Source organism: Facklamia sp. P9177 (assembly GCF_050409585.1).
Classification (GTDB): domain Bacteria; phylum Bacillota; class Bacilli; order Lactobacillales; family Aerococcaceae; genus Facklamia.
Genome location: NZ_JBNUPE010000008.1, coordinates 45,626 through 71,417 on the forward strand (window position 1 = coordinate 45,626; position 25,792 = coordinate 71,417).

Genomic DNA, 25,792 nt, shown 5'->3' on the forward strand with positions numbered 1-25,792 from the left:
CTAATTTTTTAAAATGCATGATAAATCAAATTAACAATCCCTGCAGAAATCATAATCACGATGGGGTTAGCTTTAAACTTATTAAGTAATAGCATGGCTATAATAAAAATTACCAACATTAACCAATTAGGGTCCATCCAAACAACAGTCTCTTTTTGCCAAATAGCATTCACAAAAATTGATAAGCCCGAACTAGCTATTAAGGCAATCACTATAGGCCTAAGGATAAAAAGGGTATCTTGCATTAAACTTAGTTTTTGAAAACGCTGATAAAGATAGGCTAAAAAAGTCACGATAATTATCGATGGTAAGGTACAGCCGATAGTAGCAACTATTGCACCACTGACACCACCGATTTGAGTACCAATAAAAGTAGAGGCATTAATAGCAATTGGACCAGGTGTCATTTGTGAGATTGTAATTAGATGACCAAATTCTTCTAAAGATAGCCAATGCTCTTGGTGAACAACCAAGTCTTCAATCAAAGGCAAAGCAGCATAGCCACCACCAAAAGAAAGTAAGCCAATATTTAAAAAAGTAAGAAATAGTTCCCAATAAATCAAGTAATCACCTCTTCAAATAAGAATAAATAAAGCCACCACATAAAGAAATAAGAATTAACCATGAAATCGGGAAGTTAAAATAACTAACTAAAATGAGTGCGCTTATAAAAATGAGAATTAGATACTTTTCTTTTTGTTTAACAAGATCTTTGATCATGGTATAAACAACAGAAACAATTACCGCTGCTACTCCCGCTTGCATTCCTTCTAACATCCAAGCCACCCATTGATTTTCAATAAAGACCTGATAAAAATGTGCAATGATAGAGATAATTGCAAAAGGAGGAAGGATAGTGGCAAAAACAGTGGTGAGAACACCGAGCCATCCTGCTAATTGATAACCTACAATCACCGCGGCATTAATAGCGATTGCCCCTGGAGAAGATTGAGCGATTGCGATTAAATCGAGCATTTGATTTTCTTCAAACCAATGATAGTCATCAACAAATTGCTTTTTCATAAGACTTACAATTACATAACCTCCACCAAAGGTAAAAGCACTTAATAGAAAAGTCACTCTAAACAATTTGATATAAAATTTCAAATTTTTTTGCAAAAAATCACTCCTACAAGGAACTTGTAAAATCAGACAATTTAAATTATAGAAAGAAAAGTAAAAATTGTAAACTAGAGCTTAGGTATGACAAGAACATTTATAAGACCTATAATAGAATAGAAGATTATTGAGAGGAGAGAATTAATGAAAAAATTAGGAATTGTAGTAAATCCCATTGCTGGTATGGGAGGACGAGTTGGTTTAAAAGGTACCGATGGTAAAGATGTATTAACTGAGGCGATTAAGAGAGGAGCTAATCCTGAGGCCCCTTTAAAAGCCTTGAAAGCGCTCAAAGAATTAGCTCCTCTTAAAGAAGAATTAATTGTATATGTTGCTTCTGGTAAAATGGGAGAAGATTTAGTAAAAGAAACCGAATTGAATTATGAAGTGATTCATCAAATCGATGGTGACAGTATGGCGAAGGATACCATTCATTTAGTTGAAAAATTTCAAGAGAGAGAGGTGGATTTAATACTTTTTGCAGGAGGCGACGGAACGGCACGTGATATTGCTTCAGTTACTCAACTTGCTATTCCAACGATTGGGATACCAGCGGGTGTTAAGATTCATTCTCCTGTTTATGCAGTGACACCGGAACATGCCGGTAAGTTAGCTTTGAGGTATTTGAAAGACAAGGAATTGTCTCTAAAAGATGAGGAAGTTATTGATATTGAAGAAGATGCATTCCGTAGGGATGAAATAATTACTAAAGTCTATGGATACCTAAGTGTTCCTTATGATGAAAGTCATTTACAAAATTTGAAATCACCTACTCCTCAATCGGATGAGGCAGCAAGAGTTTCTATAGCGCTTGATATTATAGATAGAATGGAAGAAGATGTCTTCTACATTATTGGCTCTGGTTCAACAGTTGCTCCGGTAATGTTAGAGTTAGGTCTGGAACCAACATTATTAGGTGTTGATATCATTCGAAATAAAAAAGTTGTAAAAAAAGATGTCTATGAACAAGAGATTTTGGATATCATTGGGGACAAGCCAGCTAAATTGATTGTTACACCGATGGGTGGTCAAGGATATCTCTTTGGCCGAGGCAATCATCAATTATCTGACAAGGTTCTTGCCAAGCTAGATAAAGAGGATATTATAATTGTTGCAACACCAGGAAAATTAAACACCTTAAAAGGTCAACCGCTTTTAGTTTATACAGGTAATCGTGAAATTGATGAAAAATTAGCTGGTTATCATAAAATTTTACTAGGATACCATAACTCCAGAATGTATAAGGTAAGTGCAATTTAAGAAATAACGAAAATTTTGTGAAAAAAGATTAAGTTGACCAAGTGGTTATCACTATATTAATAACAACTTTCATCTATTAAATAGCGGTTGTGAAAAGCACAACTAACTTTCTTTATTGATAATATAAACAAATTTAGTACTTGCTTACATAAAAATGTTTGTGAAAAAACCGAATTGCAAGCTAAAAATGCAATTTTTTAAAAACTGTCTGCAAAATGTAAGAGTTTCCTAACGTTTTATGGTATGATGAAAGATGCATAGAGATACTATGTGATTTATCTAAAGGGGGAAAAGATTTTAATGAAGACAGATATTCAAATCGCACAGGAAGCTAAATTGCAACCAATTGAAGATGTGGCTGCAAAGTTAGGTATTTCTAATGATGTATTAGAGCCTTACGGTAAAACAAAAGCTAAAATCGATTTTACTAAATTAGATATGGATAACAAGGACTTAGGAAAATTAATTCTTGTTACAGCGATTACTCCAACTCCTGCTGGTGAAGGCAAAACAACTACTTCAATCGGCTTGGCAGACGGAATGTCTAAAATTGGTAAGAAAACAGCAGTTGCTTTACGTGAGCCTTCATTAGGACCAGTATTTGGTATTAAAGGTGGAGCAGCTGGTGGTGGATACGCACAAGTTGTTCCAATGGAAGATATTAACTTACACTTTACTGGAGACTTCCACGCGATTGGAGCAGCAACTAACTTAATCGCTGCCTTATTAGATAACCACATCCACCATGGTAACGCATTAGATATTGATACAAACCGAATTGTATGGCGTCGTGTTGTCGATATGAACGACCGTCAATTACGTAATATTGTAAATGGATTAGGCCGTCGTGTTGATGGAGTAACACGTGAAGATGGTTACGACATCGTTGTAGCTTCTGAAGTAATGGCAGCATTCTGTCTATCTAATAATTTACAAGAATTAAAAGAAAAATTAGGTAATATGATCGTTGCTTACACTCGTAAAGATAATAAGCCAGTTACTGTTAAAGATATTAATGGTGCTGGAGCTGCAACTGCATTACTTAAAGATGCAATCAAGCCAAATATTGTACAAACTTTAGAAGGGACACCAGCTTTTGTGCACGGTGGACCATTCGCAAACATTGCTCATGGATGCAACTCAATTATTGCAACGAAACTAGCAATGAATTATGCAGATTACACAATTACTGAAGCTGGTTTCGGTGCAGACTTAGGTGCTGAGAAATTCTTAGACATCAAATGTCGTCAAGCAGGGATAGCTCCTTCAGCAGTTGTAATCGTTGCAACAATCCGTGCATTGAAGATGCATGGTGGAGTTGATAAAAAAGAATTAGGACCTGAAAATGTAGAAGCTTTACGTAAAGGTATGCCTAACTTAATGCGTCACATTAACAATATTAAGAATGTGTTCGGATTAAACCCAGTAGTAGCTATCAATGCGTTCCCAACTGATACAGATGCCGAAATTGAAGCATTACGTGAAGAATGTGAAAAAGAAGGCGTTAAAGTTGTTCTTTCAACTCACTTCTCTGATGGAGGTGAAGGTGCAACTGAACTAGCTAAGGCTGTAGTTGAAGCATCTGAAAAAGAAAGCAACTTTAAGTTTGCTTATGATGTAGAAGCTTCTATCGAAGAAAAACTTGAAACATTAGTAACTAGAATCTACGGTGGTGCAAAAGTTGAGTTTACTTCAGTAGCTAAGAAGAAAATTAAGCAATTCACCGAGCAAGGACATGGTAAATTACCAATTTGTATGGCTAAAACGCAATATTCATTCTCCGATGATCCTAAATTATTAGGAGCTCCAGAAGGATTTACTGTTACTATCCGTGACTTAACCGTTTCTGCTGGTGCAGGCTTCCTAGTTGCTATGACAGGTGACATTATGAAGATGCCTGGCTTACCAAAAGAACCAGCTGCTAACCGTATTGATGTTGATGAAAAAGGTAACATTGAAGGATTGTTCTAAAAAGAATTGATTCTAAGATAAAATTAATAGTCGAGCGAGTAAATTTTTGCTCGTTCGACTTTTACAGTGTATTGAATAGAAAAGGGAGGATCTTATGGGTAAGATTTTAGATGGTAAAGAAGTTGGGAAAGCAATTCGCGAGCGTACTCGACAAGAAGCAGAAGCTTTAAGAGAAAAAGGGATTGTTCCTAAATTAGTAGTGTTACGTGTCGATGAAAACCCTTCTTCCATGGCTTATGAAAAAAATGCTATGAAAGTAATGGAAAAATGTGGAATCGAAGCAGAAGCTCGTACTGAATTGGATGCTAAGACCACCGAAGATGTCTTAAAAATTATCGATGAATTAAATGCAGATAAATCTGTGTCAGGCGTTATCATTATGCAACCATTCCCTGAAGGAATTGAGCGAGCAGAAATTGCTGAGCGCTTAAATCCATATAAAGACGTAGATGCCTTGAACCCAGTTAACTTAGGTAAGCTAATTAACAATGATCCAACTGCAATGGCTCCTTCTACAGCACAAGCTTGTATCGAAATTCTTGATTACTATGACTATGAATTAGAGGGTGCTGAAGTTTGTGTTATTGGTTCATCACCAGTTGTTGGTAAGCCATTAGCAGTTATGTTATCAAACCGTAATGCAACTGTTTCAAATACACATGTCTATACTAAAGACAACACTATCCACACTACTTTAGCTGACATTGTGGTCTCAGCTACCGGAGCTTTAGGACTTGTTGGCCCTGACTACATCAAAGAAGGTGCAACAGTAATTGATGTTGGCTTTGGTTACAAAGATGGTAAGGCAACTGGAGATGTTCGCTTTGATGAAGTTGAGCCTAAAGCAAGTGCTATCACTCCTGTCCCAGGTGGTGTTGGTTCTGTAACAACAGGTGTTCTGGCTTCACAAGTTGTTAAAGGTGCTAAGCTTCTAAATGGCTTAGAATAGGAGCGCGTAATGAAAGAATTAAAAGTCACAGAATTTATTGACAAGTTAGCTTCTAATGATCCAACTCCTGGTGGAGGGGCTGCAGCGGGCGTTACAGCTGGATTGGGTATTGGTGCTATTTTGATGGCTATGATTTTCTCGCAAAGTGATAAATTGTCTAAAGAGGATCAAACTTTTCTTGCTAAAAAAATTGAAGAGTTTGAAAAAAGTAAAGAGATTTTTGTGAACATTATCGACCGCGATGCAACTGAGTTTGAACCACTTTCTAAAGCGTATGGTATGCCGAGAGCAACAGACGTAGAAAAACAAGTGCGTAATGAAGCAATTCAAAGTGGGTTAGTAATTGCATCTCAACCTCCAGTTGACTTGATTTCAGAAGTCAGCCAAATTGTGGAGGGCTTTGACAAGGTTATTCCTTTAATTAAAAAAATCATCGTTTCCGATGTTGGTGTAGGTCTTCAAATGTTACGTTCGGCTGTTCAGGCTTCTTCATTAAACTTATATATTAATGGAGGACAGCTTAAGGATAAGGAAAAGCAAGAAGAGTATTATGAGCTTGCTAACAACAAGGTCGCTGAATTGTCCTCTCAATTAGATGAATACTACGCACAAGTCAAAGATATTTTAATCAAGTAAGGCGAAGGAGATAGTATAATGACAAACGTTCAATTAGATGAAAATGGATTGAAAAAAACACCTATGTATGACTATTACATCGAAAAAGGATGCAAGATTACAGATTTTGGTGGATGGGGATTACCAATTCAAATCACCAAAATTGCTGAGGAGCACGAGGCAGTTCGTAATGCAGTAGGTTTATTTGACGCTTCACATATGGGAGAGGTTCGTGTTAAATCGGCTAAGATGAATGCTTATGACTGGTGGAACGGATTAATCACTAATGATGTGCATAAAGCTACTTTCAACGGAAAAGCTCAATATACCGCTGTATGTAAAGAAGATGGCGGCATCTTAGATGATTTGATTTATTACCGCCGCAATGATGACGAGTTTGTTGCAACTCCAAACGGCTCTAACCGTGAAAAGATTGTTCAATGGATGCATGATCATAATCAAGAGGGTCAAGTTGAGATCACAGATGAAACTTATGACTGGGGATTAATCGCTGTTCAAGGACCAAATGCTGAAGAATTATTGGCTCGCATTACAGATACTAACTTGAAAGAGATTGAATATTATTCTTATAAGCAAGATCAAGTAGTAGCTGGTTTTGATCGTGTTCAAATCTCACGTACTGGTTATACCGGTGAAGAAGGTTTCGAACTATATATTCCAGCTGAACATATGCTTGAGATTTGGAAGAAATTAGTTGAAGAAGGTCAAGATTTAGGTGTTAAAGAATGTGCGCTAGGAGCACGTGATACTTTACGCCTTGAAGCTGGTTTACCACTGTATGGCAATGACTTCGATGAGAGCGTCAACCCAATCGCAGGTGGTATTGCATTTGCAGCACCAAAAGCTAAAGAAGCAGATTACATCGGAAAAGAAGCAATTGCTGCTTATCGCGCCGGCGATAAGAAAGAAGCGTCTCGAGGATTTAAGATTGACGGCAAACAAATCGCTCGTCATGGTATGGAAGTTAAAAATCAAGAGGGTGAAGTGATTGGGGTAGTAACATCAGGAACGAAATCACCTACATTAGGATACCCTCTAGGTTTCATGCGTGTTGCCACTGATTATAAAGTTGGTGATAAAGTAATTATCGATATCCGCGGTAAAGAAATTGAAGCAGAATTAACTAAGAAAGACTGGTTAGCTGCTAGTAAGTAAATTTAAACTAAAGTGGTTTCATTTTTGTTAAATGTTTGATAAAATGAGCACATAAACAATTTTAAGAAAAGGGGTCATTTATAATGTCACAAGTATTTTTTACAGAAGAACACGAATTTATTGAAATTTTAGCACCTAACAAAGCACGTGTAGGTATCACTGCTTTTGCTGCAGAGCAATTAGGAGATATCGTTCACGTTGAATTACCAGAAGTCGACGATGAATTTGATGCTGAAGAAGAAATCGCAACAGTAGAATCTGTTAAATCTGTATCTGAAGTATACGCACCTTTTGCAGGTAAAGTAGTTGCGGTGAACGAAGAGTTAGAAGATGCACCAGAATCAGTTAACGAAGATGCTCAAGGTAAAGGATGGTTCTTCGAAATTGAAACTGAAGAAGACATCGATACATCAGAATTCTTAACTGAAGAGCCAGCTGAATAATCATAAATTTTAAAGGTTTGTTTATTAGAGTGACTCTATGTCACTCTAATATTTAAGTCAAAATTGCTATTAATTTAAAAAGTACGAATTAAAGAAAAAAATAGACTAAGGAGCAGATCATGGCAAAATTTAGATATTTACCTAACACAGACCAAGACCGCCAAGCAATGCTAGAAACAATTGGCGTTAAAGATATTATGGATATCTTCTCTGACTTGCCAGAAAATGTACGCCGTACAGGCAAAATGAACTTACCTGAACCACTTTCTGAATTGGAAATTGTTAAAGAACTGACTAGAATGTCGGCTCTAAACACTTCGTCCAGTCAAATGCCTTTTTTCTTAGGTGCTGGAACGTATGACCACCATGTACCTTCGATTGTTAATCATATTATTATGCGTCAAGAGTTCTTAACTGCTTATGTTCCCTACCAACCAGAAGTATCTCAAGGAGAATTGCAAGCATTATTTGAATGGCAAACAATGATTGCTGAACTGACAGGTATGGATTTGGCAAACTGTGGTATGTATGATGGATATAACGCAGTTTCCGAAGCAGCAAACCTTGCGTTTAACCATGTTAAGAAGTCTAAAAAAGTATTAGTTTCTAAAGGGTTAAACCCACAAGCAATTGAAACTGTAAAAACTTACGGTTTCGGTAAAGATTACGCTGTTGAAGAAATAGCACTTGAAAATGAAGTCACAAGTCTTGAAGATTTAAAAGCTAAATTAGATGCTGAAGTAGCGGCAGTTATTGTTCAATATCCAAACTTCTTTGGATCGGTTGAGGATTTAAAAGCAATTAAGTCAGCTTTAGAAGGAACAAAAACATTGTTAATTGTTTCTGCTAATCCATTAGCTCTTGGAAAACTAGAAAAACCAGGTGCTTTTGGAGCAGATATTACTGTTGGAGATGTTCAGCCTTTCGGTATACCAATGTCTTTAGGTGGCCCTCACTGTGGTTACTTTGCCGTTAATGACAAGTTAATGCGTAAGATTCCTTCGCGTATTGTCGGGGAAACAGTAGATGAAGAAGGTAGACGTGGATTCGTTATGACCCTTTCTACACGCGAGCAACATATCCGTCGTGAAAAGGCAACCTCTAACTACTCTTCAAACCAAGCTTTATTCGCTTTAGCATCATCTATTGCTATGTCAGCATACGGTAAGGTTGGTATTCAAGAATTAGCACAGGCTAATATCAATAATACACATTATCTTGCGAAAGAACTAAAAGCAGCAGGTTTTGAAGTTCTTAACACTAGACCGTTTTTCAACGAGTTTGTTATCAAACTAAATAAAGATGTACGTCAAGTCAATAAAGAATTATTTGAAAAAGGATTTGTTGGTGGCTTTGATGCTTCAAAAGCAATTGGTGTTGATAATGCCTATCTACTTTGTGTAACTGAAAAGCGTACCAAAGAAGAAATGGATAAATTTGTAACTGCTTTAGTGGAGGTGGCAAAATAATGATCTTACAAGATTATGATAAATTGATTTTTGAAATTTCGCAAGAAGGGCACACAGCTTATGATTTGCCAGTTTCTGAAGTAGAAGAGTATGACTTATTATCAGAATTAGGAGAATATGCACGTCAAGAACCTGCGCGTTTACCAGAAGCTTCTGAACTACAAATTGTACGTCACTATACAGCACTTTCAAACCGTAACTTTGGTGTTGAATCAGGTCCTTATCCATTAGGATCATGTACAATGAAGTATAATCCAAAGATTAACGAAGATGTAGCTGCTATGGATGGCTTTGCGAATATTCATCCTTTACAAGATCCAGACACTATTCAAGGTGCACTACAATTAATGTATGAATTACAAGAATATTTGAAGGAAATCACTCAATTTCCAGCATTAACTTTACAACCAGCTGCAGGTGCTCAAGGTGAGTTAGCAGCAATATTAGCTTTTAAAGCTTATTTTGAATCCATTGGAGAATTGGAGCAACGTCGAGTAATACTAATTCCTGACTCTGCTCACGGAACAAACCCAGCCACAGCTATGGTAGCTGGTTTCGAAACGGTTGAGCTTCCTTCCACTCCAGAAGGGATTATTGATGTCGAGGCAGTGCGTGCTGCTGTAGGGCCAAATATTGCCGGTATTATGATTACAAACCCATCAACAGCTGGTTTGTTTGAAAAAGATGCTAAGGAAATTGTAGATATTGTTCACGAAGCGGGTGGACTTGCTTATTATGATGGTGCAAACTTAAATGCTATTATGGGATTAACTTCTCCAGGTGCAATGGGCTTTGACGCTTGTCACTTGAACTTACATAAGACCTTTACTGGACCTCATGGTGGTGGAGGACCAGGATCAGGACCAATTGGCGTTGTGGATAAATTAGCACCATTTATTCCTGGACCCAATGTGGTAAAAAATGGCGACAAATATGAGCTTGAAACACCTGAGAAATCTTATGGTCGTATCAAAGGAAACTTTGGAAACTTTGGTGTAAACGTTCGTGCTTATACATACATTCGCTCAATGGGAGCTGAAGGATTACGTCGTGCTTCTGAAGATGCTGTTCTTAATGCTAACTATTTACGAGTACGTGTTAATGAATACTTTGATGCACCATTCCCTAACTTCAACAAAAACGACTTTGTATTGGACTTAAGTCGTCACAAGAAAGATTATGGAGTAACAGCTAAAGATGTTGGTAAGCGACTTTTAGACTTTGGTATTCATGCTCCAACAACTTACTTCCCATTGCATGTTAATGAATGTTTAATGGTTGAGCCGACTGAAACATAATCTAAGCAAGACTTAGATTATGTAGCAGATATCTTAATTAAGATTAATCAAGAGGCTATTAATAATCCTGAAATTGTTCAAACAGCTCCACATAATACACCCGTAAGACGTTTGGATGAAGCAGGAGCTTCTCGTAAGCCAGTTCTAAAATATACTTTTGAGAAACATGAATCAGAATCTGCTGAAGTAGAATAAAAAAATCAAAATCAACTGATCTCGGTCAGTTGATTTTTTGATGGATATAATTTAAAATGTTAAATTGTAACAGCTTCAATTTATTATCATTCATTTCTATATAAACATATTAGAAGGTGGTTTGTCCATGCAAACAGAAAAGGCTATTGAATCCGATATTAATCAACTTTTAGAAAAAATGAAGAAGGGTAAAGTTCGTATAACTCCTCAAAGACGAGCCATCTTAAAAACAATCTTGACAAAAGTCAAGCATCCAAGTGTTGAAGAGATTTACCAGCAAGTTCAACAAGACTATCCACAAATGAGTTTAGCAACAGTTTATAATAATGTTCGTGCTTTTGTGAATGCAGGCATTTTACAAGAGTTAAACATTGATGAAAAAACAAAACACTATGACATTAATGTGCACCCCCACGGACATACAATTTGCGAAGCTTGTGGAAAAATTGAAGATGTTTTTTTAAATCAATTTAATGATATATACACCGAAATAAAAGAGTTAGATAAATTTAAGGTAAGAGCGATGGAAGTATCCTTTTATGGGTTTTGTCAAGAGTGTTATGAGAAAGAAGCACAAAACAATTAAAGAAAACTGCTAACTTGTTGAATAAGTTGGCAGTTTTTTTGCTATGTACTATCTATATCGTATACCCATTACTTTCTCCATACGAGCCAATGTCTGAGAAGCTGTTTCATTAGCTTTAGTTGCACCTATAGAAAGAATATCATAAAGTTCATCGCCTGCGATTAGATGATTATAACGCTTTTGAATAGGCTCTAAGACAGATACGACTAAATCAGCTAAGTCTGATTTAAAGCGACCATAACCTAAGTCATGATATTGATTAACGATCTTTTTAATTGGCTGTTCACTTAAGCTTGCGTAAATTTCAATTAAGTTGGATAAACCAGCTTGGTTAGCCGTGTCATAATTAACGACTCCAATTGAATCAGTAACAGCTGATTTAATTTTCTTAATGATTTGACGCGGTTCATCCAACATTGAGATTTTACTTTTTTCATTTTCATCTGATTTGGACATTTTTCGACTTGGGTCTTGCAGACTCATAACTCGCTTACCAGCATTTGGATAAATAGGTTCTGGTTTAACTAATATGTCTTCTCCGTAGCGGTTGTTAAAACGGTCTACAAAATTTCTTGTTAATTCAATATGCTGACGCTGGTCATCACCTACTGGAACATATTTGGCATCATAAAGAACTATATCACCAACCATTAATGCCGGGTAACAAAGTAAGCCAGCACCAACTGATTCTTGTTTAGCAGACTTGTCTTTATATTGTGTCATTCGTTCTAGCTCACCTACGCCAATCTGACAGGTAATGAGCCAAGCAATTTGAGAGTGAGCAGGTACTTCTGATTGTACGAATACTGTGGATTTGTTCGGATCGATACCAATCGCTAAATAAAGGGCAGCTAGTTGCTTAGTTTGTCTTACCAATATTTCAGGGTCCTGTGGGACTGTGATGGCATGTTGATTCACAATACAATAGGTTGCTTGATATTTATCTTGTAAATCAACAAATGATTTCATGGCTCCAATATAGTTTCCAAGAGTAGGTATGGAGGATGGTTGTACACCGGAAAAAATGGTCTCTTTCATGATCTTCCTCTTTCTAATGGCTTATATTTACATTAATAATTATAACCTATCTAAAATTAAATGCTAGCTTTTATGAAAAAAGAGTGAGTGTTTTCACAAACTGGCAGTTTTTCATCAGCAATTCTAATAAATGTCACACACTAATCATTGATTATAGTTTGCTTTAAAGCATTTTTGTTGCTATAATTCTATATGTAGTACTAAATACTTTGTGAAACTCACTTATTGTATCGAATAGATTTGATTGTTAAATGATAAAATCTTAAGTTCAATAATTGAATATGTACGTGTCTTTAAGAGAGAAGAATGTTCACAAGAGAGGATGATCTTTTAATGGTAACATTATATGTAACTCCAAGTTGCACGTCATGTAGAAAAGCCCGTTCATGGCTAGAAGAAAATAATATTGCATTCGAAGAGCGCAATATTTTCACTGAACCTTTAACGATAAACGAAATAAAAGGTATTTTGCGTATGACAGAGGAAGGGACAGAGGATATCGTTTCAACTCGGTCAAAAGCCTATTCAGAATTAGATGTAGAAATCAGCGAATTACCTTTAAATGATTTTTTTGAGTTAGTTCAAAATCAACCAGGTTTGTTGCGTCGACCAATTATTTTAGATGATAAACGCATTCAGATTGGTTACAACGAGGATGAAATCAGACGTTTCTTGCCTCGAGAAGTAAGAGCTCGCGCATTGCGTCACGCTCGTGCTTTGGTAAATGAATAAACAAAAATTTGAGCCTTCGGGCTCTTTTTTTGAATAAATAGAATTGCATTGGATAAGCTTGCATAGACAATGTATTTTTGCTAAAATTACGGAACATGACATAATGCTTGGTATGTCTGTTTGTAAGTAGTATAATGGATAAGAAGGTGGAGGTGAATTGCTATGGAAATGGAGCATATAAATGATAACCTAATTAAAGTTCTAATTGGATCTGAGGATCTAGAAGAACGGGGTATCGACTTTTTAGACCTAATAGGGGACCAATCACGGATTGAAAAATTCTTTTACTCAATTTTAGAAGAAGTGGATATTGACCATCATTTTCACGATTCAGAAGCTGTGACATTCCAAGTGATTCCTAACAGCGAAGGCTTAGAATTGTATATTAGCCGTGCCAATGTTGAGGAACTTGATGAGGTTTGGGAAGATGAACTAACGAAGCGTCTTAAAGAACGCAAAGAAATGTCCCTGAAGGAATCCTCTAGTGAAAATATGACCGATTCAACCGCTGAATCGAATCAACAAGTAAGCTCCTCTACTAATAAGAAAACTAAGAAGACGGCGATTGAGTCGATGATGAATTTATTTAATCCTAAGTCTGAGTCAAAAGATGAAGACTTATCACAAGAGCAACCTATTGAAGGAGTCATTCGTTTTAGTTCATTGGATAATTTTTTAAGACTAGCTCGTGAAATACCAAGCGAATTGCTAGTTTCAGATCTATATTATATGAATTCGCATTATTTCTTGATTCTCTATGATTTAGAACGAACAGTAAGTAAAGATAAACTTGCAACTAAGTTATTGACTCTCTTCGAGTTTGGAGAAATATCAATGGTCACTGCATCTGTTCTAGCAGAACACGGTGAGTTATTAAGAAAAGAAGATGCACTCTTCTTCTTTGGAAATCAATTTTAAATCAATTAAACACCTAACCCCCTTTAGATCTGTATTTCAGATTAAAGGGGGGTTATTAATGTACGCGGCAATAAATCAATTTGGTGAGTTAATCTATGCAAAAGAAGCAAAAAAGGATCAGATTTATGTTTGTCCGTACTGCTTAACTAAAGTAGTTTTAATTAATAAAGAAAAAGGGCGTTCTTACTTCCGACATTTAAAAGCTTGTTCATTAGATATTAAAAATGAGGGTACTTATTTAAAATTTGGTTTAAAAGAGACTCACAGAGGAGAAAGTAAAGAACATAAGCAGGCCAAAAATTTATTACGAGATAATTTCCGAAACTTTGGCTATGAATGTGCGCAAGAGGTTATTTTTGAAAAAATAAATCAGATTGCTGATCTTATGGTCGAAGATAGCTCCTGCGCTTGGATAGTTGAGTATCAAAAATCAGTCATTTCATCAATTGATATGGATAAAAGACAAAAAAATTATCAAGCACTCGGTTTTCAAGTTCAATGGTTAATTGATGATTATTATTTTAAACAACGGGGCTTAAGTACATGGGTTCGACGTTGTATCGCATATTCAAAGAAACTTGGTTATCACGTTTGGACTTTAGATTTAAATCAGTACGAATTAAAATGTTATCACCATATACCTTTAGTTTATAGTTTAAATAATTTAGATATTAAGCTTACAAGCTATTCTTATAAAGAAAATTGGCTATTGGCACTTAATGGAAGCTTAAAAGCAAAGAGCGATGTAAAAAATATTTATTTGAAAAGAAGCGAGTCTAGGAGTATTTCTCTAATTGACTATTCTTTTATTATTCAATCAATAAAATCCAATCTTTCTTATCGTGTTTTCTTAAACCAGCTCTACAACTATCAAATTAACTTGGAAGAAATACCCAGATGGGTTTTTAATAATTGGCAGGTGCAAGCGATGAAAGAGCCTGGCTGGCTGATTTGGATTTGGGCCTTTGAATCAATGTTATGGCTGAATAGAAATTTGAAAATCAACCCTGAAGGAGAGGGGTTAAACTTTTCTTCCTTTTCCTCGAGGATGAATGAACATTTAGATAACAACCACTTTAGTATGTTTCACTTTCCTTTAATGGGCCAATCTAAAACTATATTAGAAGAAACTTTATATATTCTTTATTATGTTCTAAAAAGATTAATGGAGTAAAAACGATTTGTTAGAGAGTCAGAAAAAATTTTTTTAAATCATCTAATTAATTAATGATACCGTTCCCATTTAGGATCTAATTATGATAAACTAAGATTATCATAAGAAAAGGGAGTAATGTTATGTCTACACATAAAGCACGTAAGCGTTCTGAGATAGAAGAAAAATATACCTGGGATTTGTCATCCATGTATAAAGACCAAGAAGCTTTTGAATCGGATTTTGCAAAGGCTCAACAAATGATTGGTGATTTGAAGGACTTAGAGGGCACGCTAGGTCGAAGTGCAGATCAGCTTGTTAAAGCGATTGAAACGATGAAAGAAACTGAGAGAATCGTTGAAAACTTATATGTTTATAGTCACTTAATCAGTGATCAAGATCAAACCGTTTCTGCTTCACAAAGCTTACAAGCGCGTACATTGCAATTAATTACTGAATTTGATGGAGCTACAGCTTTCTTTGATCCTGAGCTTTTAGCGATTGATGAGGAGAAACTACAGGAATTTATTAAGACCAATGAGTCATTAAAAAAATACCGTCAGTTTCTAGATAATGCAGTACGTTTTCGCCCACACACTTTAAGCCATGCAGAAGAGCTTTTGTTGGCTAAAGCGGGTGAAATTTTTGCCACACCAAGCAAAACATTTGGCTTATTGACTGATGCCGATTTGAGGTTTCCTACTATCAAGGATGAAGAAGGCCATGAAGTAGAGTTAACGCACTCGGTTTATGGAAAGATGCTTGAATCTTCTGACCGTCGCGTTAGAAAAGAAACTTTCCAAAAATATTATAGTATTTTCGACCAATTTAAAAATACATATGCTAGCTTAATTTCTAGTCAAATGAAAGCTCATAATTATCAAGCAAAAGTACGTCACTTTGACTCTGCTCGACAAGCTGCTCTTTTCCAAAACAATGTGCCAGAGTCAGTGTATGATACATTGTTAGAGGCTGTTCATTCACGTTTAAATCTTTTACATCGTTATGTAGCACTTCGTAAAGACTTACTAGGTGTTGAAGATTTAGAAATGTACGATATGTATACACCTTTATTAGGTGAAGCTCCAATTAAAGTGACTTATGAAGAGGCGCAGTCGATTATTTTGGAAGCTGTAAAACCAATGGGTGAAGACTATGTGGCAATAATGAAGGAAGCTTTTGCTGACCGTTGGATTGACCTTTATGAAAATATCGGTAAACGATCAGGAGCTTATTCTTCAGGAACCTATGATTCTAAGCCATATATTTTAATGAACTGGCAAGACTCAATTAATCACCTTTATACCTTAATTCATGAGCTAGGGCATTCTGCACACTCATACTTAAGTCGCAATAACCAAGAGCATATCTATTCTGGTTATTCTATTTTCTTAGCAGAAATTGCGTCGACTACTAATGAAAACTTATTAACTTATTACTTATTAGACAAATATGAAGATCCCGAAATTCGTCTATTCATCTTAAATCATTTCTTAGACGGAGCTAAAGGTACCGTCTTCCGACAAACACAGTTTGCTGAATTTGAACACTTTATGCATACTGCAGATGCTGAAGGCACACCTTTAACACAGGAGTTTCTTTCAGAAAATTATCGTGAGTTAAATGCTAAATACTACGGGGAGGCAGTTAATTCGGATTCTGAGATTGTGCTAGAGTGGTCACGTATTCCTCACTTCTACTATAATTATTATGTTTTTCAATATGCCACAGGATTCTCGGCAGCAACTTACTTTGCAGCTAAAATCTATCAAGGAGATAAAGAAGCTTTAGAGAATTACAAAGGTTTCTTAAAGTCAGGGTCTTCTAAATATGCTGTAGATACTATGAAAGACGCTGGCTTAGATATGACTCAAGCAAATTATATTTTAGCGACGCTTGATGTTTTTGAAGAAAGGCTCGATGAGTTTGAGTCAATCTTGAAAGAACACCGTTCATAATCAGAAAAGTTTTAAATAAATACCCCCCTCAATAGACGAATACCTATTGAGGGGGTTGTGTGTTTAGCAAGCTATTATTTTTTTGTGGGAAATAGGCCTCTAAGCGATAGATTGGGTGACCTTTGGCTGAGAATTTTTCCTCGTATTCAGTTTGTATGTTTCCTTGAAAATCGCTATGATGAAGATCTAACCATACTTGACGAAAAACGAAACCATATTGACTCATAGAAGCTAAAGAATACTGAAAGAGACTCATATTATCTGTCTTGAAATGAATATCCCCATCAAGTTTTAAAATTGTTTGGTATTGGCTTAAAAATTTAGGGGAAGTTAAACGTCGTTTAGTATGACGAGCCTTGGGCCAAGGATCAGAAAAGTTAAGATATACACGGTTGACTTCTCCATCACTAAAGAAATGGTTCAAATCGCCACCGTGGGCATTAATAATTTGTAAATTTTCTAGTTGGGTATTTAGTTGTAAATCCAGAATAGAAACAGCTACTGAAGTTTGTAATTCGATGGCAATATAGTTGATGTTAGGATGGGCTTTAGCCATTTCAACTATAAATTGTCCTTTACCTGATCCAACTTCAATATGAATGGGTTGATTTTTAGCAAAACGCTTTTGCCATTCCCCCTTAAAGTCTTGGGGATTTTGAGTAACATATTTTGGATAGGCCTTTAATTTATCAGCGGCCCATGGTTTATGACGTAATCTCATAGTCTCTCCTTTTTAATTTTCATAGATGTTTTTTAGCAAAACAACAGTTTCATTGACTTGATAATGACGATCTTCTGCATAATATTCTTTAATCAGATTAAGGCAAGCTAGGAGACTGTACCATTTTACCCGTTTTTGAAAGGAGTCAGTAATAGGAAATTCATAGAGATTAAACCATTGCATCCATTCTGTAGGTGAAAAATAATGACAAAGTAGATAGCAGATATCAAATAGTGGATCAGCAATTTTAACATTATCCCAATCGACTAAGTATAAATGTTGGTCATTTGTTAACAAAAAGTTATTATGATTAAGATCTCCGTGACAGATGCAGTAGTCTATCTCTAAAAAATCTCGATCAATCATGTGCTCCATCTGCTGGATAATATGATTGAAATAGCTGTGAAACTTTAATGAATGGGGTAGACCTTGATAATAATCCTTTATTAAATCTAGAGGAGACGATTCCTGAGCTTTTGCGCGTTTGAGTAGATTCAAAAGAGAATCGTTTTGGTGGATAGAGCGGATCAAACCAATGACTTCTTGGTTAGCCATATCCTGTTTATTTAATAATTGACCCTCCTCCCATTCTTGAGCAGTTAATATGTCTCCCGTATAAGTTCTTTGAGTCCATTTTAGTTTAGGGGTAATACCTTCAGCAGCTAAAGCAGCGATAAAGGGCGAGGTGTTACGTTTAAAAAAGACTTTTTCGTCTTTACTGACGCCCATATAAGCTTGACCAGTGTTTCCGCTCAATGGGGTTATTTGCCATTCTTCACTATCATGGTACATAACCTCGCTCCTTTCATTAAAGTGATACTCTTTATTCTAACATGCTAATCTTTTAGGTCAACAGCTTTTATTTTTGATTATAAATAATAATATATAGATTATTTTAAAAGTATAAATGGATTAGTAAAATTTGAACATAAGAAAAAGCACCTTAAAGTGCTTAGAAAATGTATGTAAGTTAAGCTTCGAAGGTATTTAAAATTTCTCCAGTATAGATATCTGCAACAAAGTGGTAGTGAACGATCTGGTTATTTTCCTTACGTGAGATGCCTCCTGTGTATACCAATGGACGGGAATTGTAGGTAGTATATTCAATAGGGTCATAATCGATCCAAGAACCTGTGATTTCTCCTTCAAGCGCGAAGGCTTCACGAATACTTTCTAATACCTTACCAGCGTTTAAGGGGCGATTTTCCTTATATAATAGCGTACCTGCAGCACCAATAACAATTCCAGATATCAACACAATTGTTCCTAGTAAGCTGTAATTTTTGTTTTGAGACATATCTTTCCTCCTATTTGTGATAAGTAATCTAATTTCTTATCGCTTTTGAAACTTATCTTGATCATACCATAAATTTTATTTAAAGAATACTTTTCAAACTTGTACGCCAATTGCTTTTAAAGTATTTTTGTGACAGAATAAAAGGAGAATAATAAGTCAAATAAAGATGAGGAGGGTGTGGCTTAGCCACAAATTTTATGAACGATCAAACTTTTGCCTTAATAAAAAAGTTAACTGAATTACAAGGAATCTCAGGTCACGAAAAACGTGTTAGAGACTTCATGCATCAAGAAATGTCTCCGCTTGTTGATGAAATACATCAGTCTAGTTTAGGAAATATCTTTGGTATCAAACATAGTAAGAAAGAGGGAGCACCTCGTTTAATGGTGGCAGCGCATATGGATGAAGTGGGCTTTATGGTTCGTGAAATTACCGATCGAGGCCTTTTCAGAGTAGTCCCAATTGGTGGATGGAACCCTTATGTGATTTCAGCCCAACGCTTTACGTTGCAAACTAAAAAAGGCGATTATCCGGTTGTATCTGGAGCAGTTCCTCCTCATCTCTTAAGAGAAAAAGGCGCTAAATCACAGCTTAAGGCTGATTCTATTCTTTTTGATGCAGGATTTACTTCTAAGGAAGAAGCAGAAGAATTTGGAGTGAGATTAGGCGATCCAATTGTACCCCAAGTGGAAACTATTAAGACAGCAAACGGTAAATCAATTCTGTCTAAAGCATGGGATAACCGTTATGGATGTACAGTTGTATTAGAAACGCTTCGTGAAATTCAAAATGAAGAACTCAATAATGAATTAATTATTGGAGCAAGTGTTCAAGAAGAAGTTGGTTTAAGAGGTATTAGAGGGGGCGTTCATGAATTCCAACCGGATCTTTTTGTAGCGGTGGACTGTTCACCAGCAAATGATATTGAAAAAGCGACTCAAAGTGAAGGGCAATTAGGTGGAGGGTTCTTACTGAGAATCCAAGATCCTGGTATGATTACTCACAAGGGCTTGCGCGAGTATATTGAAGATACTGCAAACACCCATAATATTCCCTACCAATGTTTCTTCTCTAAAGGTGGTACTGATGCTGGAGCTGCTCATACTATGAATAAGGGTGTTCCTAGTGCAGTGATTGGAGTTCCAGCACGTTATATTCACGGCCATCAAACTTTATTTACTATCTCAGATTATGAAGCAGCCAAAGCAATGCTCTTGCATTTAGTACGTAATTTTGATCGCACGACTTATGAAACGATTATTAAATCATAAAAGGAGCAATTAAATGAAAAGTTTAGCATTTTATAATAAAGAAGGAATTGGCGATGTGCTTCTTTTAACTAATGGAATAACGGATGAAGATCATCTTAGCTACGAACGCAAAGGGGATGTTACCATAATTAGAGATCGGACAAATGATCAAGTGATGGGTATTAATATTCATCGTTTATCTAAGCATTTTAAAGTGGAGGGTCAAGGTCTTGTTAAATTAAATAAAGAACAAGAAACGCTGGTTAAAAACCTCATTAAAGAGGCAGGCTTTGATTTAGAGGTCGAAATCGATCGAGAAGAAAAATTTGTGGTTGGATTCGTTGAAGAATGTCAAGCTCACGAAGATTCTGACCATTTAAATATTACTCAAACACGAGTGAGCGAAGATGAAGTCTTACAAATTGTTTGTGGAGCAGCTAATATTGCGCAGGGTCAAAAAGTTTTAGTGGCCAAATCAGGTGCGGTGATGCCTTCGGGCGCAATTATATGGCCTGGTGAATTACGAGGCGTTCCTTCTAGAGGTATGATTTGTTCTACCCGAGAGCTTGGTTTAGAAGATATTCAAAATGATCCAGGCATCTGGGTATTGCCGAATCATTTTGAAGTAGGAACAAGTTTAGCAGAAGTAATTCAAAGCTATTAATTTAGAGAAAAATCACAAAGGAGATCGCTATGACTTCTGAATATAAAGGTCCAGCTTTCAAAAAAGGTCATCACTTAGCTGGAAACAAGAAAAGAAAATTTCATCTTGGTATGGGGAGTCATCGTAGTTCTGAACACGCTTTAGAAGAGCCCGCTTTTAAAAAGGTTCAAAAGAAGATAGAATCTAATAGAATGTCAGATAGACCTTCTGATCGGTGGTTTGAATCCGGTTCAGGAATATTAGAAAGCTTTTCAGACAAACCACTATCATCCTCTTATCAAACAGCTTATGGACGGGAAGCAAAGCATTACCGACTTGAAAAAGCTAGTCAAGCCATGCAAAGCAAGAAAACTTTAGATGAACAGTTTGAAAATGAGCCAAATGAGACAAAGTTTTCTTATGCTTATGATATTCCTTTCTTGCATAATAAAGATTATCGTAGGAATAATATGGAAAACAAATTGCAAAAGGATTATAATAACTCATTGTCTACAAGCGAAAGAGAAAAAACTAAACAAGGCAATCAAGTAATAGAAGAACGTTTAGCCAATATTGATCATTCCTTGAAAGCAGTTCAACGGATGCAAGAAGGGCATCAAGAGTGTTGGACTATGAAAAAAGTTGACCGTCAGATACTCAAACGTTTAGTGAAAGACAAGCAATCCTTTCTCTTGTTTACTAAGGAGGATAATGAATAATGTTAGATAAAAATACTGTTTATCACTTTGTGGGAATAAAAGGCTCTGGTATGTCTGCCCTTGCTTTGGTTTTACATGGTGAAGGATACCATGTACAAGGTAGTGATGTAGCTACTTATTTCTTTACACAACAAGAATTAGAAAATCAATCCATCAAAATTCTAGAATTTTCAGCCGATAATATCCAAGCGAGGCAAACGATTATAGCAGGCAATGCATTTAATGATGAACACCCTGAGTTAGTGAAAGCGAGAGAATTAGGTCTACCTATTTATCGCTACCATACCTTTATTGGTGACTTATTAAAACAATACACTTCAATTGCTGTCACAGGTTCACACGGTAAGACTTCTACGACTGGTTTGCTGGCCCATACTTTAAAAAAACTAGCTCCTCTTTCTTATCTCATTGGTGATGGTACGGGTTTTGGCGATGAAGAATCTACCTACTTTGCCTTAGAGGCTTGTGAATATCGCCGTCATTTCATGGCCTATCAACCTGATTATGCGATTATCACCAATATTGATTTCGACCATCCAGACTATTATCAATCCATTGAAGATGTCTTTTCAGCCTTTAATGACTTTAGCCACCAAGCAAAAAAAGGAATTATCGCTTGGGGGGATGACCCATTTTTATCTAAATTGCAATCAAATGTTCCTGTCTATCGCTATGGCCTCAATGATAACCAAGAGTTTTATACTGATAATATTCAACGTACGCCAAAAGGCTCTGATTTTGACGTATATATTAAAGGAGAAAAATTTGGACACTTTCACCTTCCTGCTTATGGCGAGCATAATATTTTAAATGCCTTAGCGGTTATTACCTTACTCTATTTAGAAGGATTTAAGGCTAAAGACATTGCTGAACAAATGGCAAGCTTTCAGGGGGTGAAGCGTCGTTTTTCAGTAAGACAAGTTGAAGATTTAATTATTATTGATGACTATGCCCACCATCCAAGTGAGATAAAAGCAACAATTGATGCGGCTCAACAAAAATATCCTAATCGACGGGTAGTAGCAATCTTTCAACCCCATACTTTCAGTCGTACCGTAGCTTTGCTTAATGAATTTGCTGAAGCTTTATCAATTGCAGATCATGTTCATTTAGTTGATATTTTTACTTCAGCTAGAGAACAATCAGGTGATGTCAAAATTGAAGATTTAGCTAGAATGATTAATGAAAAAGTTGAAATTATTTCGAAAGATCATCTTTCACCGCTTATGGATTACAAAGATGAAGTCCTTTTATTCATGGGAGCGGGAGATATCGACCATTTAGCTCGTCAATTTGAAACAGCCTATGCGAGTCTTCATGTAAAAAATTTATAATGTAATTTGATTCTTAAAGCCAGCGAATTCGTTGGCTTTTTGCATAAATAAAGGAGTGACATAATGTCAAAACGTACCATACTTTTAATTGATGGATCGAGTTTAGCCTTTCGTTCTTTCTTTTCAATCCTTGATATTGAACGTTTTAAAAATCGATCAGGTCTTCATACTAATGCTCTTTTCACTTTTAAGAGAATGTTAGATAATGTCTTGAGTCAATTTAAGCCAACCCATGTTTTAGTGGCATTTGATAAGAGTGGTGGCACTTTTCGGACAGAAAAATATCAAGACTATAAAAGTGGACGCCAAAAGACACCTACTGAATTCAAAGAGCAGATGCCATATTTTCGTGTGCTGTTAGAAGCCTATGGGATTAAACATTATTCTTTAAGTAATTATGAAGCGGATGATATTATAGGAACTCTTGCTTATCAAGCAAACCAAGAAGATCAAGTTATTGTCCTATCTGGAGATAAAGATTTAACTCAATTAGCCAGTGATAAAACAACTGTGTATATTACGCGTAAAGGTGTTTCTGACCTAGAAGCATACACCCCTCAATCAATCCAAGAAAAATGGGGGATTGAGCCTTTACAAATTATTGACATGAAAGGTCTTATGGGGGATTCGTCTGATAATTACCCAGGTATTACTAGAGTGGGTGAGAAGACAGCACTTAAATTACTTCATCAGTTTGGTTCAGTAGAAGCCATGTATGATCGCTTAGATGAGTTAAAAGCTTCTAAAATGAAAGAAAACATTATTAATGATGAAGCTAATGCAAGGATGAGTAAAGATTTAGCTCGTATTCTTCATGATGCACCGATAGAATTGACAATTGAGGAGACTCTTTTGCACCAACCAGATTATCAAGCTTTAGCTGAGTTCTATCGTCAAATGGACTTTCAATCCTTCTTGAAAGACTTGCAAGTTGAGCAAGGGGAGTCGAGTACGATTAATCAAGCAGCAGAAGATTTACCTGAAATTTCCATCCAAGTAATCGATTCAGCAGACCGGATTGAACCCACTATCTTACCTGATCAAGCAGTGTATTACAGTGAAATCTTACAGGACAATTATCACTTTGCCCCTATTAAAGCGGTCGCTTGGTTAGACTTTAAACAGAATCAATTGTACATCCTTCCTGAAGACTTAGCTTTTAGCAGTCAAGTTTTTAAAGAGTGGTTAACTAACGAAGACAAGCAAAAAATCTTTTTTGATTATAAACGTGAAGCGGTCATAGCTTCCCGTTACGATACACAAATTAATGGCATAATGATGGATGTTTTGATTGCCACTTATTTAATTGATACAAAAAACAACCAAGAACTTGCGGATGTGGCTAATCTTTTAAATCTGCCAGTGACAGTGCAATACGATGAAACGATCTATGGTAAGGGAGCAAAAAGAGCTTTACCTGAAAATAAGGATCAGTTTTACCAACATTTAGCCAATAAATTACAAACTCTAAAAGCAGTTCAACAACCATTAGAAAATCGTTTAGAAGAACTAGAGATGACAGACCTCTATCATGAAATAGAGTTACCTTTGGCTCAAACCTTAGCCAAGATTGAAATCGGTGGCATAAAGGTTGATCGTTCAACTCTAGATGAAAAAAATGAGCAAGTTCTAATTCGTATGCAAAAAATGGAAGAAGAAATTCATAACATGGCTGGCTCAACTTTCAATGTGAATTCTCCTAAACAATTGGGTATTGTTCTTTTTGAAGATTTAGGCTTGCCTATTATCAAGAAAACAAAAACCGGGTATTCTACAGCAGCTGATGTTTTGGAAAAGTTGAAAGACAAGCATCCCATTGTCCCAGCTATTTTAGCCTATCGACAGATTGCAAAATTACAGTCGACCTATTTAGCAGGGCTTCCACCCTATATTAAAGAAGATGGTAAGATTCACACACGCTTTGTCCAAACTTTAACTCAAACAGGACGTCTTTCATCCACTGATCCTAACTTACAAAACATACCAATCCGAATCGAAGAAGGACGGCTAGTGCGTCAAGCTTTTGTACCAAGCAAGAAGGGCTGGAAGTTATTTGGGGCGGATTATTCACAAATTGAATTACGCGTTTTAGCTCATATTTCGCAAGATCAACACATGCAAGAAGCGTTTAGAAATAATGAAGATATCCACTCTGCTACGGCTAGAAGAGTCTTTAACCTAGAAGATGATCAGGCAGTAGATGCAGACCACCGTCGCCAAGCCAAGGCAGTTAACTTTGGAATAGTATATGGAATTTCTGATTATGGTTTATCACAAAATTTAAACATTACCCGTAAAAAAGCCAAGGCTTTTATTGATCGTTACTTTGAAATGTTTCCGGGCATCAAAACATTTATGGAAACGATTGTGGAAGAAGCTAAAGAAAGAGGCTATGTAAAAACACTCTTCAATCGCCGGCGTTATTTACCGGATATTCACGCTACCAATTTTAATGTTCGTTCCTTTGCAGAACGAACTGCTATGAACTCGCCAATTCAAGGAAGTGCGGCTGATATTATTAAAGTTGCCATGGTTAATTTAGATCAGCGCTTGAAAGAGGAAGACCTTCAATCACGCATGATTTTACAGATACATGACGAATTGATCCTTGAAGGACCAGAAGAAGAAATGTCGATCTTAGAAAAAATAGTTCCACAAGTGATGGAGGAGGCTGCTGATTTGAGTGTTCCACTAAAAGTAGACTATCATTATGGAGATTCTTGGTTAGAGCTTAAATAAATAGAAATAAACTCACAACAAAATGTCTTAGAACTTGAAAATTCTTAAGAATTTAACTTGTGAGTTTTTGATTTATCATATGTAAAAGTTTACTAATTTTTGTTATATTGAGAAACTTAAACTTTTCATTGACGCACTTTTAAAATTAATATAAAATAAAACTAGCCACTTTGAAAGCGTTATCAAACAGTGGTAAAATAAAAGGAGGT

The 25,792-nt window shown here is 36.1% G+C and carries 23 protein-coding genes and 1 pseudogene; 18 read left to right on the forward strand and 6 right to left on the reverse strand.

Annotated elements, in window-relative coordinates; all coding sequences use genetic code 11:
- Positions 1-8: 8 nt before the first annotated feature.
- The gene (locus ACQV18_RS05510; RefSeq protein ID WP_428873591.1) at positions 9-563 is read right to left on the reverse strand and encodes a chromate transporter; all 555 of its coding nucleotides are present in this window, start codon (positions 561-563) and stop codon (positions 9-11) included.
- Positions 564-567: 4 nt separating this feature from the next.
- A complete protein-coding gene (locus tag ACQV18_RS05515) occupies positions 568-1,119 on the reverse strand; it encodes a chromate transporter (RefSeq protein WP_428873592.1) in 552 nt (183 codons plus the stop codon).
- Between the two features lie 144 nt (positions 1,120-1,263).
- On the opposite strand from ACQV18_RS05515, the gene ACQV18_RS05520 reads away from it, so the two are divergent.
- The 9 genes and pseudogenes from ACQV18_RS05520 (at position 1,264) to ACQV18_RS05560 (ending at position 11,081) form a co-directional block, all read left to right on the forward strand.
- Positions 1,264-2,379, forward strand: a complete 1,116-nt coding sequence (locus tag ACQV18_RS05520; protein ID WP_428873593.1) for an ATP-NAD kinase family protein — start codon at positions 1,264-1,266, stop codon at positions 2,377-2,379.
- Between the two features lie 300 nt (positions 2,380-2,679).
- A complete protein-coding gene (locus tag ACQV18_RS05525; protein WP_428873594.1) occupies positions 2,680-4,350 on the forward strand; it encodes a formate--tetrahydrofolate ligase in 1,671 nt (556 codons plus the stop codon).
- A 94-nt stretch (positions 4,351-4,444) separates the two neighbouring features.
- A complete protein-coding gene (locus tag ACQV18_RS05530) occupies positions 4,445-5,299 on the forward strand; it encodes a bifunctional 5,10-methylenetetrahydrofolate dehydrogenase/5,10-methenyltetrahydrofolate cyclohydrolase (protein ID WP_428873595.1) in 855 nt (284 codons plus the stop codon).
- Between the two features lie 9 nt (positions 5,300-5,308).
- On the forward strand, positions 5,309-5,935 hold the full coding sequence (locus ACQV18_RS05535; RefSeq protein ID WP_428873596.1) for a cyclodeaminase/cyclohydrolase family protein: 627 nt from the start codon (positions 5,309-5,311) through the stop codon (positions 5,933-5,935).
- An 18-nt stretch (positions 5,936-5,953) separates the two neighbouring features.
- Positions 5,954-7,090, forward strand: a complete 1,137-nt coding sequence (gcvT, locus tag ACQV18_RS05540; RefSeq protein WP_428873597.1) for a glycine cleavage system aminomethyltransferase GcvT — start codon at positions 5,954-5,956, stop codon at positions 7,088-7,090.
- Between the two features lie 83 nt (positions 7,091-7,173).
- A complete protein-coding gene (gcvH, locus tag ACQV18_RS05545) occupies positions 7,174-7,533 on the forward strand; it encodes a glycine cleavage system protein GcvH (RefSeq protein WP_428873598.1) in 360 nt (119 codons plus the stop codon).
- 119 nt (positions 7,534-7,652) lie between these two features.
- Positions 7,653-9,002, forward strand: coding sequence for an aminomethyl-transferring glycine dehydrogenase subunit GcvPA (gene gcvPA, locus ACQV18_RS05550; RefSeq protein WP_428873599.1), 1,350 nt, complete (start codon positions 7,653-7,655; stop codon positions 9,000-9,002).
- A pseudogene (gene gcvPB / locus ACQV18_RS05555) lies at positions 9,002-10,495 on the forward strand (aminomethyl-transferring glycine dehydrogenase subunit GcvPB). The gene gcvPA and the pseudogene gcvPB overlap by 1 nt, the downstream one beginning before the upstream one ends.
- Positions 10,496-10,622: 127 nt before the next feature.
- Positions 10,623-11,081, forward strand: a complete 459-nt coding sequence (locus ACQV18_RS05560) for a Fur family transcriptional regulator (RefSeq protein ID WP_428873601.1) — start codon at positions 10,623-10,625, stop codon at positions 11,079-11,081.
- A gap of 48 nt (positions 11,082-11,129) precedes the next feature.
- On the opposite strand, the gene trpS is transcribed toward ACQV18_RS05560, so the two are convergent.
- Positions 11,130-12,119, reverse strand: coding sequence for a tryptophan--tRNA ligase (trpS, locus tag ACQV18_RS05565; protein ID WP_428873602.1), 990 nt, complete (start codon positions 12,117-12,119; stop codon positions 11,130-11,132).
- A gap of 333 nt (positions 12,120-12,452) precedes the next feature.
- On the opposite strand from trpS, the gene spxA reads away from it, so the two are divergent.
- The 4 genes from spxA to pepF all read left to right on the forward strand — a co-directional run bounded on the left by spxA (position 12,453) and on the right by pepF (position 16,880).
- A complete protein-coding gene (gene spxA, locus ACQV18_RS05570; protein ID WP_428873603.1) occupies positions 12,453-12,851 on the forward strand; it encodes a transcriptional regulator SpxA in 399 nt (132 codons plus the stop codon).
- Between the two features lie 162 nt (positions 12,852-13,013).
- Entirely contained in the window at positions 13,014-13,769 is a 756-nt protein-coding gene (locus ACQV18_RS05575) for an adaptor protein MecA (RefSeq protein WP_428873604.1), read from the forward strand.
- A gap of 58 nt (positions 13,770-13,827) precedes the next feature.
- Positions 13,828-14,943, forward strand: coding sequence for a competence protein CoiA (locus ACQV18_RS05580; RefSeq protein ID WP_428874860.1), 1,116 nt, complete (start codon positions 13,828-13,830; stop codon positions 14,941-14,943).
- 122 nt (positions 14,944-15,065) lie between these two features.
- A complete protein-coding gene (gene pepF / locus ACQV18_RS05585; protein WP_428892681.1) occupies positions 15,066-16,880 on the forward strand; it encodes an oligoendopeptidase F in 1,815 nt (604 codons plus the stop codon).
- Positions 16,881-16,923: 43 nt separating this feature from the next.
- Here pepF and trmB read toward each other — a convergent pair whose 3' ends face one another.
- From trmB to ACQV18_RS05600, 3 genes are all read right to left on the reverse strand, one after another.
- Positions 16,924-17,601, reverse strand: coding sequence for a tRNA (guanosine(46)-N7)-methyltransferase TrmB (gene trmB / locus ACQV18_RS05590; protein WP_428874857.1), 678 nt, complete (start codon positions 17,599-17,601; stop codon positions 16,924-16,926).
- A 12-nt stretch (positions 17,602-17,613) separates the two neighbouring features.
- Positions 17,614-18,393: a phosphotransferase gene (locus tag ACQV18_RS05595; protein WP_428876493.1), complete on the reverse strand. Its 780-nt coding sequence runs from the start codon at positions 18,391-18,393 to the stop codon at positions 17,614-17,616.
- Positions 18,394-18,571: 178 nt separating this feature from the next.
- On the reverse strand, positions 18,572-18,898 hold the full coding sequence (locus ACQV18_RS05600; protein ID WP_428892682.1) for a hypothetical protein: 327 nt from the start codon (positions 18,896-18,898) through the stop codon (positions 18,572-18,574).
- Positions 18,899-19,095: 197 nt separating this feature from the next.
- On the opposite strand from ACQV18_RS05600, the gene pepA reads away from it, so the two are divergent.
- From pepA to polA, 5 genes are all read left to right on the forward strand, one after another.
- Entirely contained in the window at positions 19,096-20,169 is a 1,074-nt protein-coding gene (gene pepA, locus ACQV18_RS05605) for a glutamyl aminopeptidase (protein WP_428876494.1), read from the forward strand.
- A gap of 13 nt (positions 20,170-20,182) precedes the next feature.
- Positions 20,183-20,812 carry a YtpR family tRNA-binding protein gene (ytpR, locus tag ACQV18_RS05610; RefSeq protein WP_428892683.1) on the forward strand — a complete coding sequence of 210 codons (630 nt, stop codon included), beginning with the start codon at positions 20,183-20,185 and terminating at the stop codon, positions 20,810-20,812.
- A 29-nt stretch (positions 20,813-20,841) separates the two neighbouring features.
- Entirely contained in the window at positions 20,842-21,510 is a 669-nt protein-coding gene (locus tag ACQV18_RS05615; protein WP_428873612.1) for a hypothetical protein, read from the forward strand.
- Positions 21,510-22,844, forward strand: coding sequence for a UDP-N-acetylmuramate--L-alanine ligase (murC, locus tag ACQV18_RS05620; RefSeq protein ID WP_428873613.1), 1,335 nt, complete (start codon positions 21,510-21,512; stop codon positions 22,842-22,844). Before ACQV18_RS05615 ends, murC begins: the two co-directional genes overlap by 1 nt.
- 63 nt (positions 22,845-22,907) lie before the next feature.
- Positions 22,908-25,583, forward strand: coding sequence for a DNA polymerase I (gene polA, locus ACQV18_RS05625; RefSeq protein WP_428874855.1), 2,676 nt, complete (start codon positions 22,908-22,910; stop codon positions 25,581-25,583).
- The last annotated feature ends 209 nt before the right edge of the window (positions 25,584-25,792 follow it).

Excerpts from the sequence above, each read along its gene's own strand:
- polA (WP_428874855.1), top strand. The coding sequence starts at position 22,908 with ATGTCAAAACGTACCATACTTTTAATTGATGGATCGAGTTTAGCCTTT.
- trmB (WP_428874857.1), bottom strand. The coding sequence starts at position 17,601 with ATGAGATTACGTCATAAACCATGGGCCGCTGATAAATTAAAGGCCTAT.
- ACQV18_RS05575 (WP_428873604.1), top strand. The coding sequence starts at position 13,014 with ATGGAAATGGAGCATATAAATGATAACCTAATTAAAGTTCTAATTGGA.
- gcvT (WP_428873597.1), top strand. The coding sequence starts at position 5,954 with ATGACAAACGTTCAATTAGATGAAAATGGATTGAAAAAAACACCTATG.
- spxA (WP_428873603.1), top strand. The coding sequence starts at position 12,453 with ATGGTAACATTATATGTAACTCCAAGTTGCACGTCATGTAGAAAAGCC.
- ytpR (WP_428892683.1), top strand. The coding sequence starts at position 20,183 with ATGAAAAGTTTAGCATTTTATAATAAAGAAGGAATTGGCGATGTGCTT.
- ACQV18_RS05530 (WP_428873595.1), top strand. The coding sequence starts at position 4,445 with ATGGGTAAGATTTTAGATGGTAAAGAAGTTGGGAAAGCAATTCGCGAG.
- murC (WP_428873613.1), top strand. The coding sequence starts at position 21,510 with ATGTTAGATAAAAATACTGTTTATCACTTTGTGGGAATAAAAGGCTCT.
- ACQV18_RS05595 (WP_428876493.1), bottom strand. The coding sequence starts at position 18,393 with ATGTACCATGATAGTGAAGAATGGCAAATAACCCCATTGAGCGGAAAC.
- pepF (WP_428892681.1), top strand. The coding sequence starts at position 15,066 with ATGTCTACACATAAAGCACGTAAGCGTTCTGAGATAGAAGAAAAATAT.
- pepA (WP_428876494.1), top strand. The coding sequence starts at position 19,096 with ATGAACGATCAAACTTTTGCCTTAATAAAAAAGTTAACTGAATTACAA.
- ACQV18_RS05525 (WP_428873594.1), top strand. The coding sequence starts at position 2,680 with ATGAAGACAGATATTCAAATCGCACAGGAAGCTAAATTGCAACCAATT.
- ACQV18_RS05615 (WP_428873612.1), top strand. The coding sequence starts at position 20,842 with ATGACTTCTGAATATAAAGGTCCAGCTTTCAAAAAAGGTCATCACTTA.
- ACQV18_RS05600 (WP_428892682.1), bottom strand. The coding sequence starts at position 18,898 with ATGTCTCAAAACAAAAATTACAGCTTACTAGGAACAATTGTGTTGATA.
- gcvH (WP_428873598.1), top strand. The coding sequence starts at position 7,174 with ATGTCACAAGTATTTTTTACAGAAGAACACGAATTTATTGAAATTTTA.
- ACQV18_RS05580 (WP_428874860.1), top strand. The coding sequence starts at position 13,828 with ATGTACGCGGCAATAAATCAATTTGGTGAGTTAATCTATGCAAAAGAA.
- trpS (WP_428873602.1), bottom strand. The coding sequence starts at position 12,119 with ATGAAAGAGACCATTTTTTCCGGTGTACAACCATCCTCCATACCTACT.
- ACQV18_RS05535 (WP_428873596.1), top strand. The coding sequence starts at position 5,309 with ATGAAAGAATTAAAAGTCACAGAATTTATTGACAAGTTAGCTTCTAAT.
- gcvPA (WP_428873599.1), top strand. The coding sequence starts at position 7,653 with ATGGCAAAATTTAGATATTTACCTAACACAGACCAAGACCGCCAAGCA.
- ACQV18_RS05520 (WP_428873593.1), top strand. The coding sequence starts at position 1,264 with ATGAAAAAATTAGGAATTGTAGTAAATCCCATTGCTGGTATGGGAGGA.
- ACQV18_RS05560 (WP_428873601.1), top strand. The coding sequence starts at position 10,623 with ATGCAAACAGAAAAGGCTATTGAATCCGATATTAATCAACTTTTAGAA.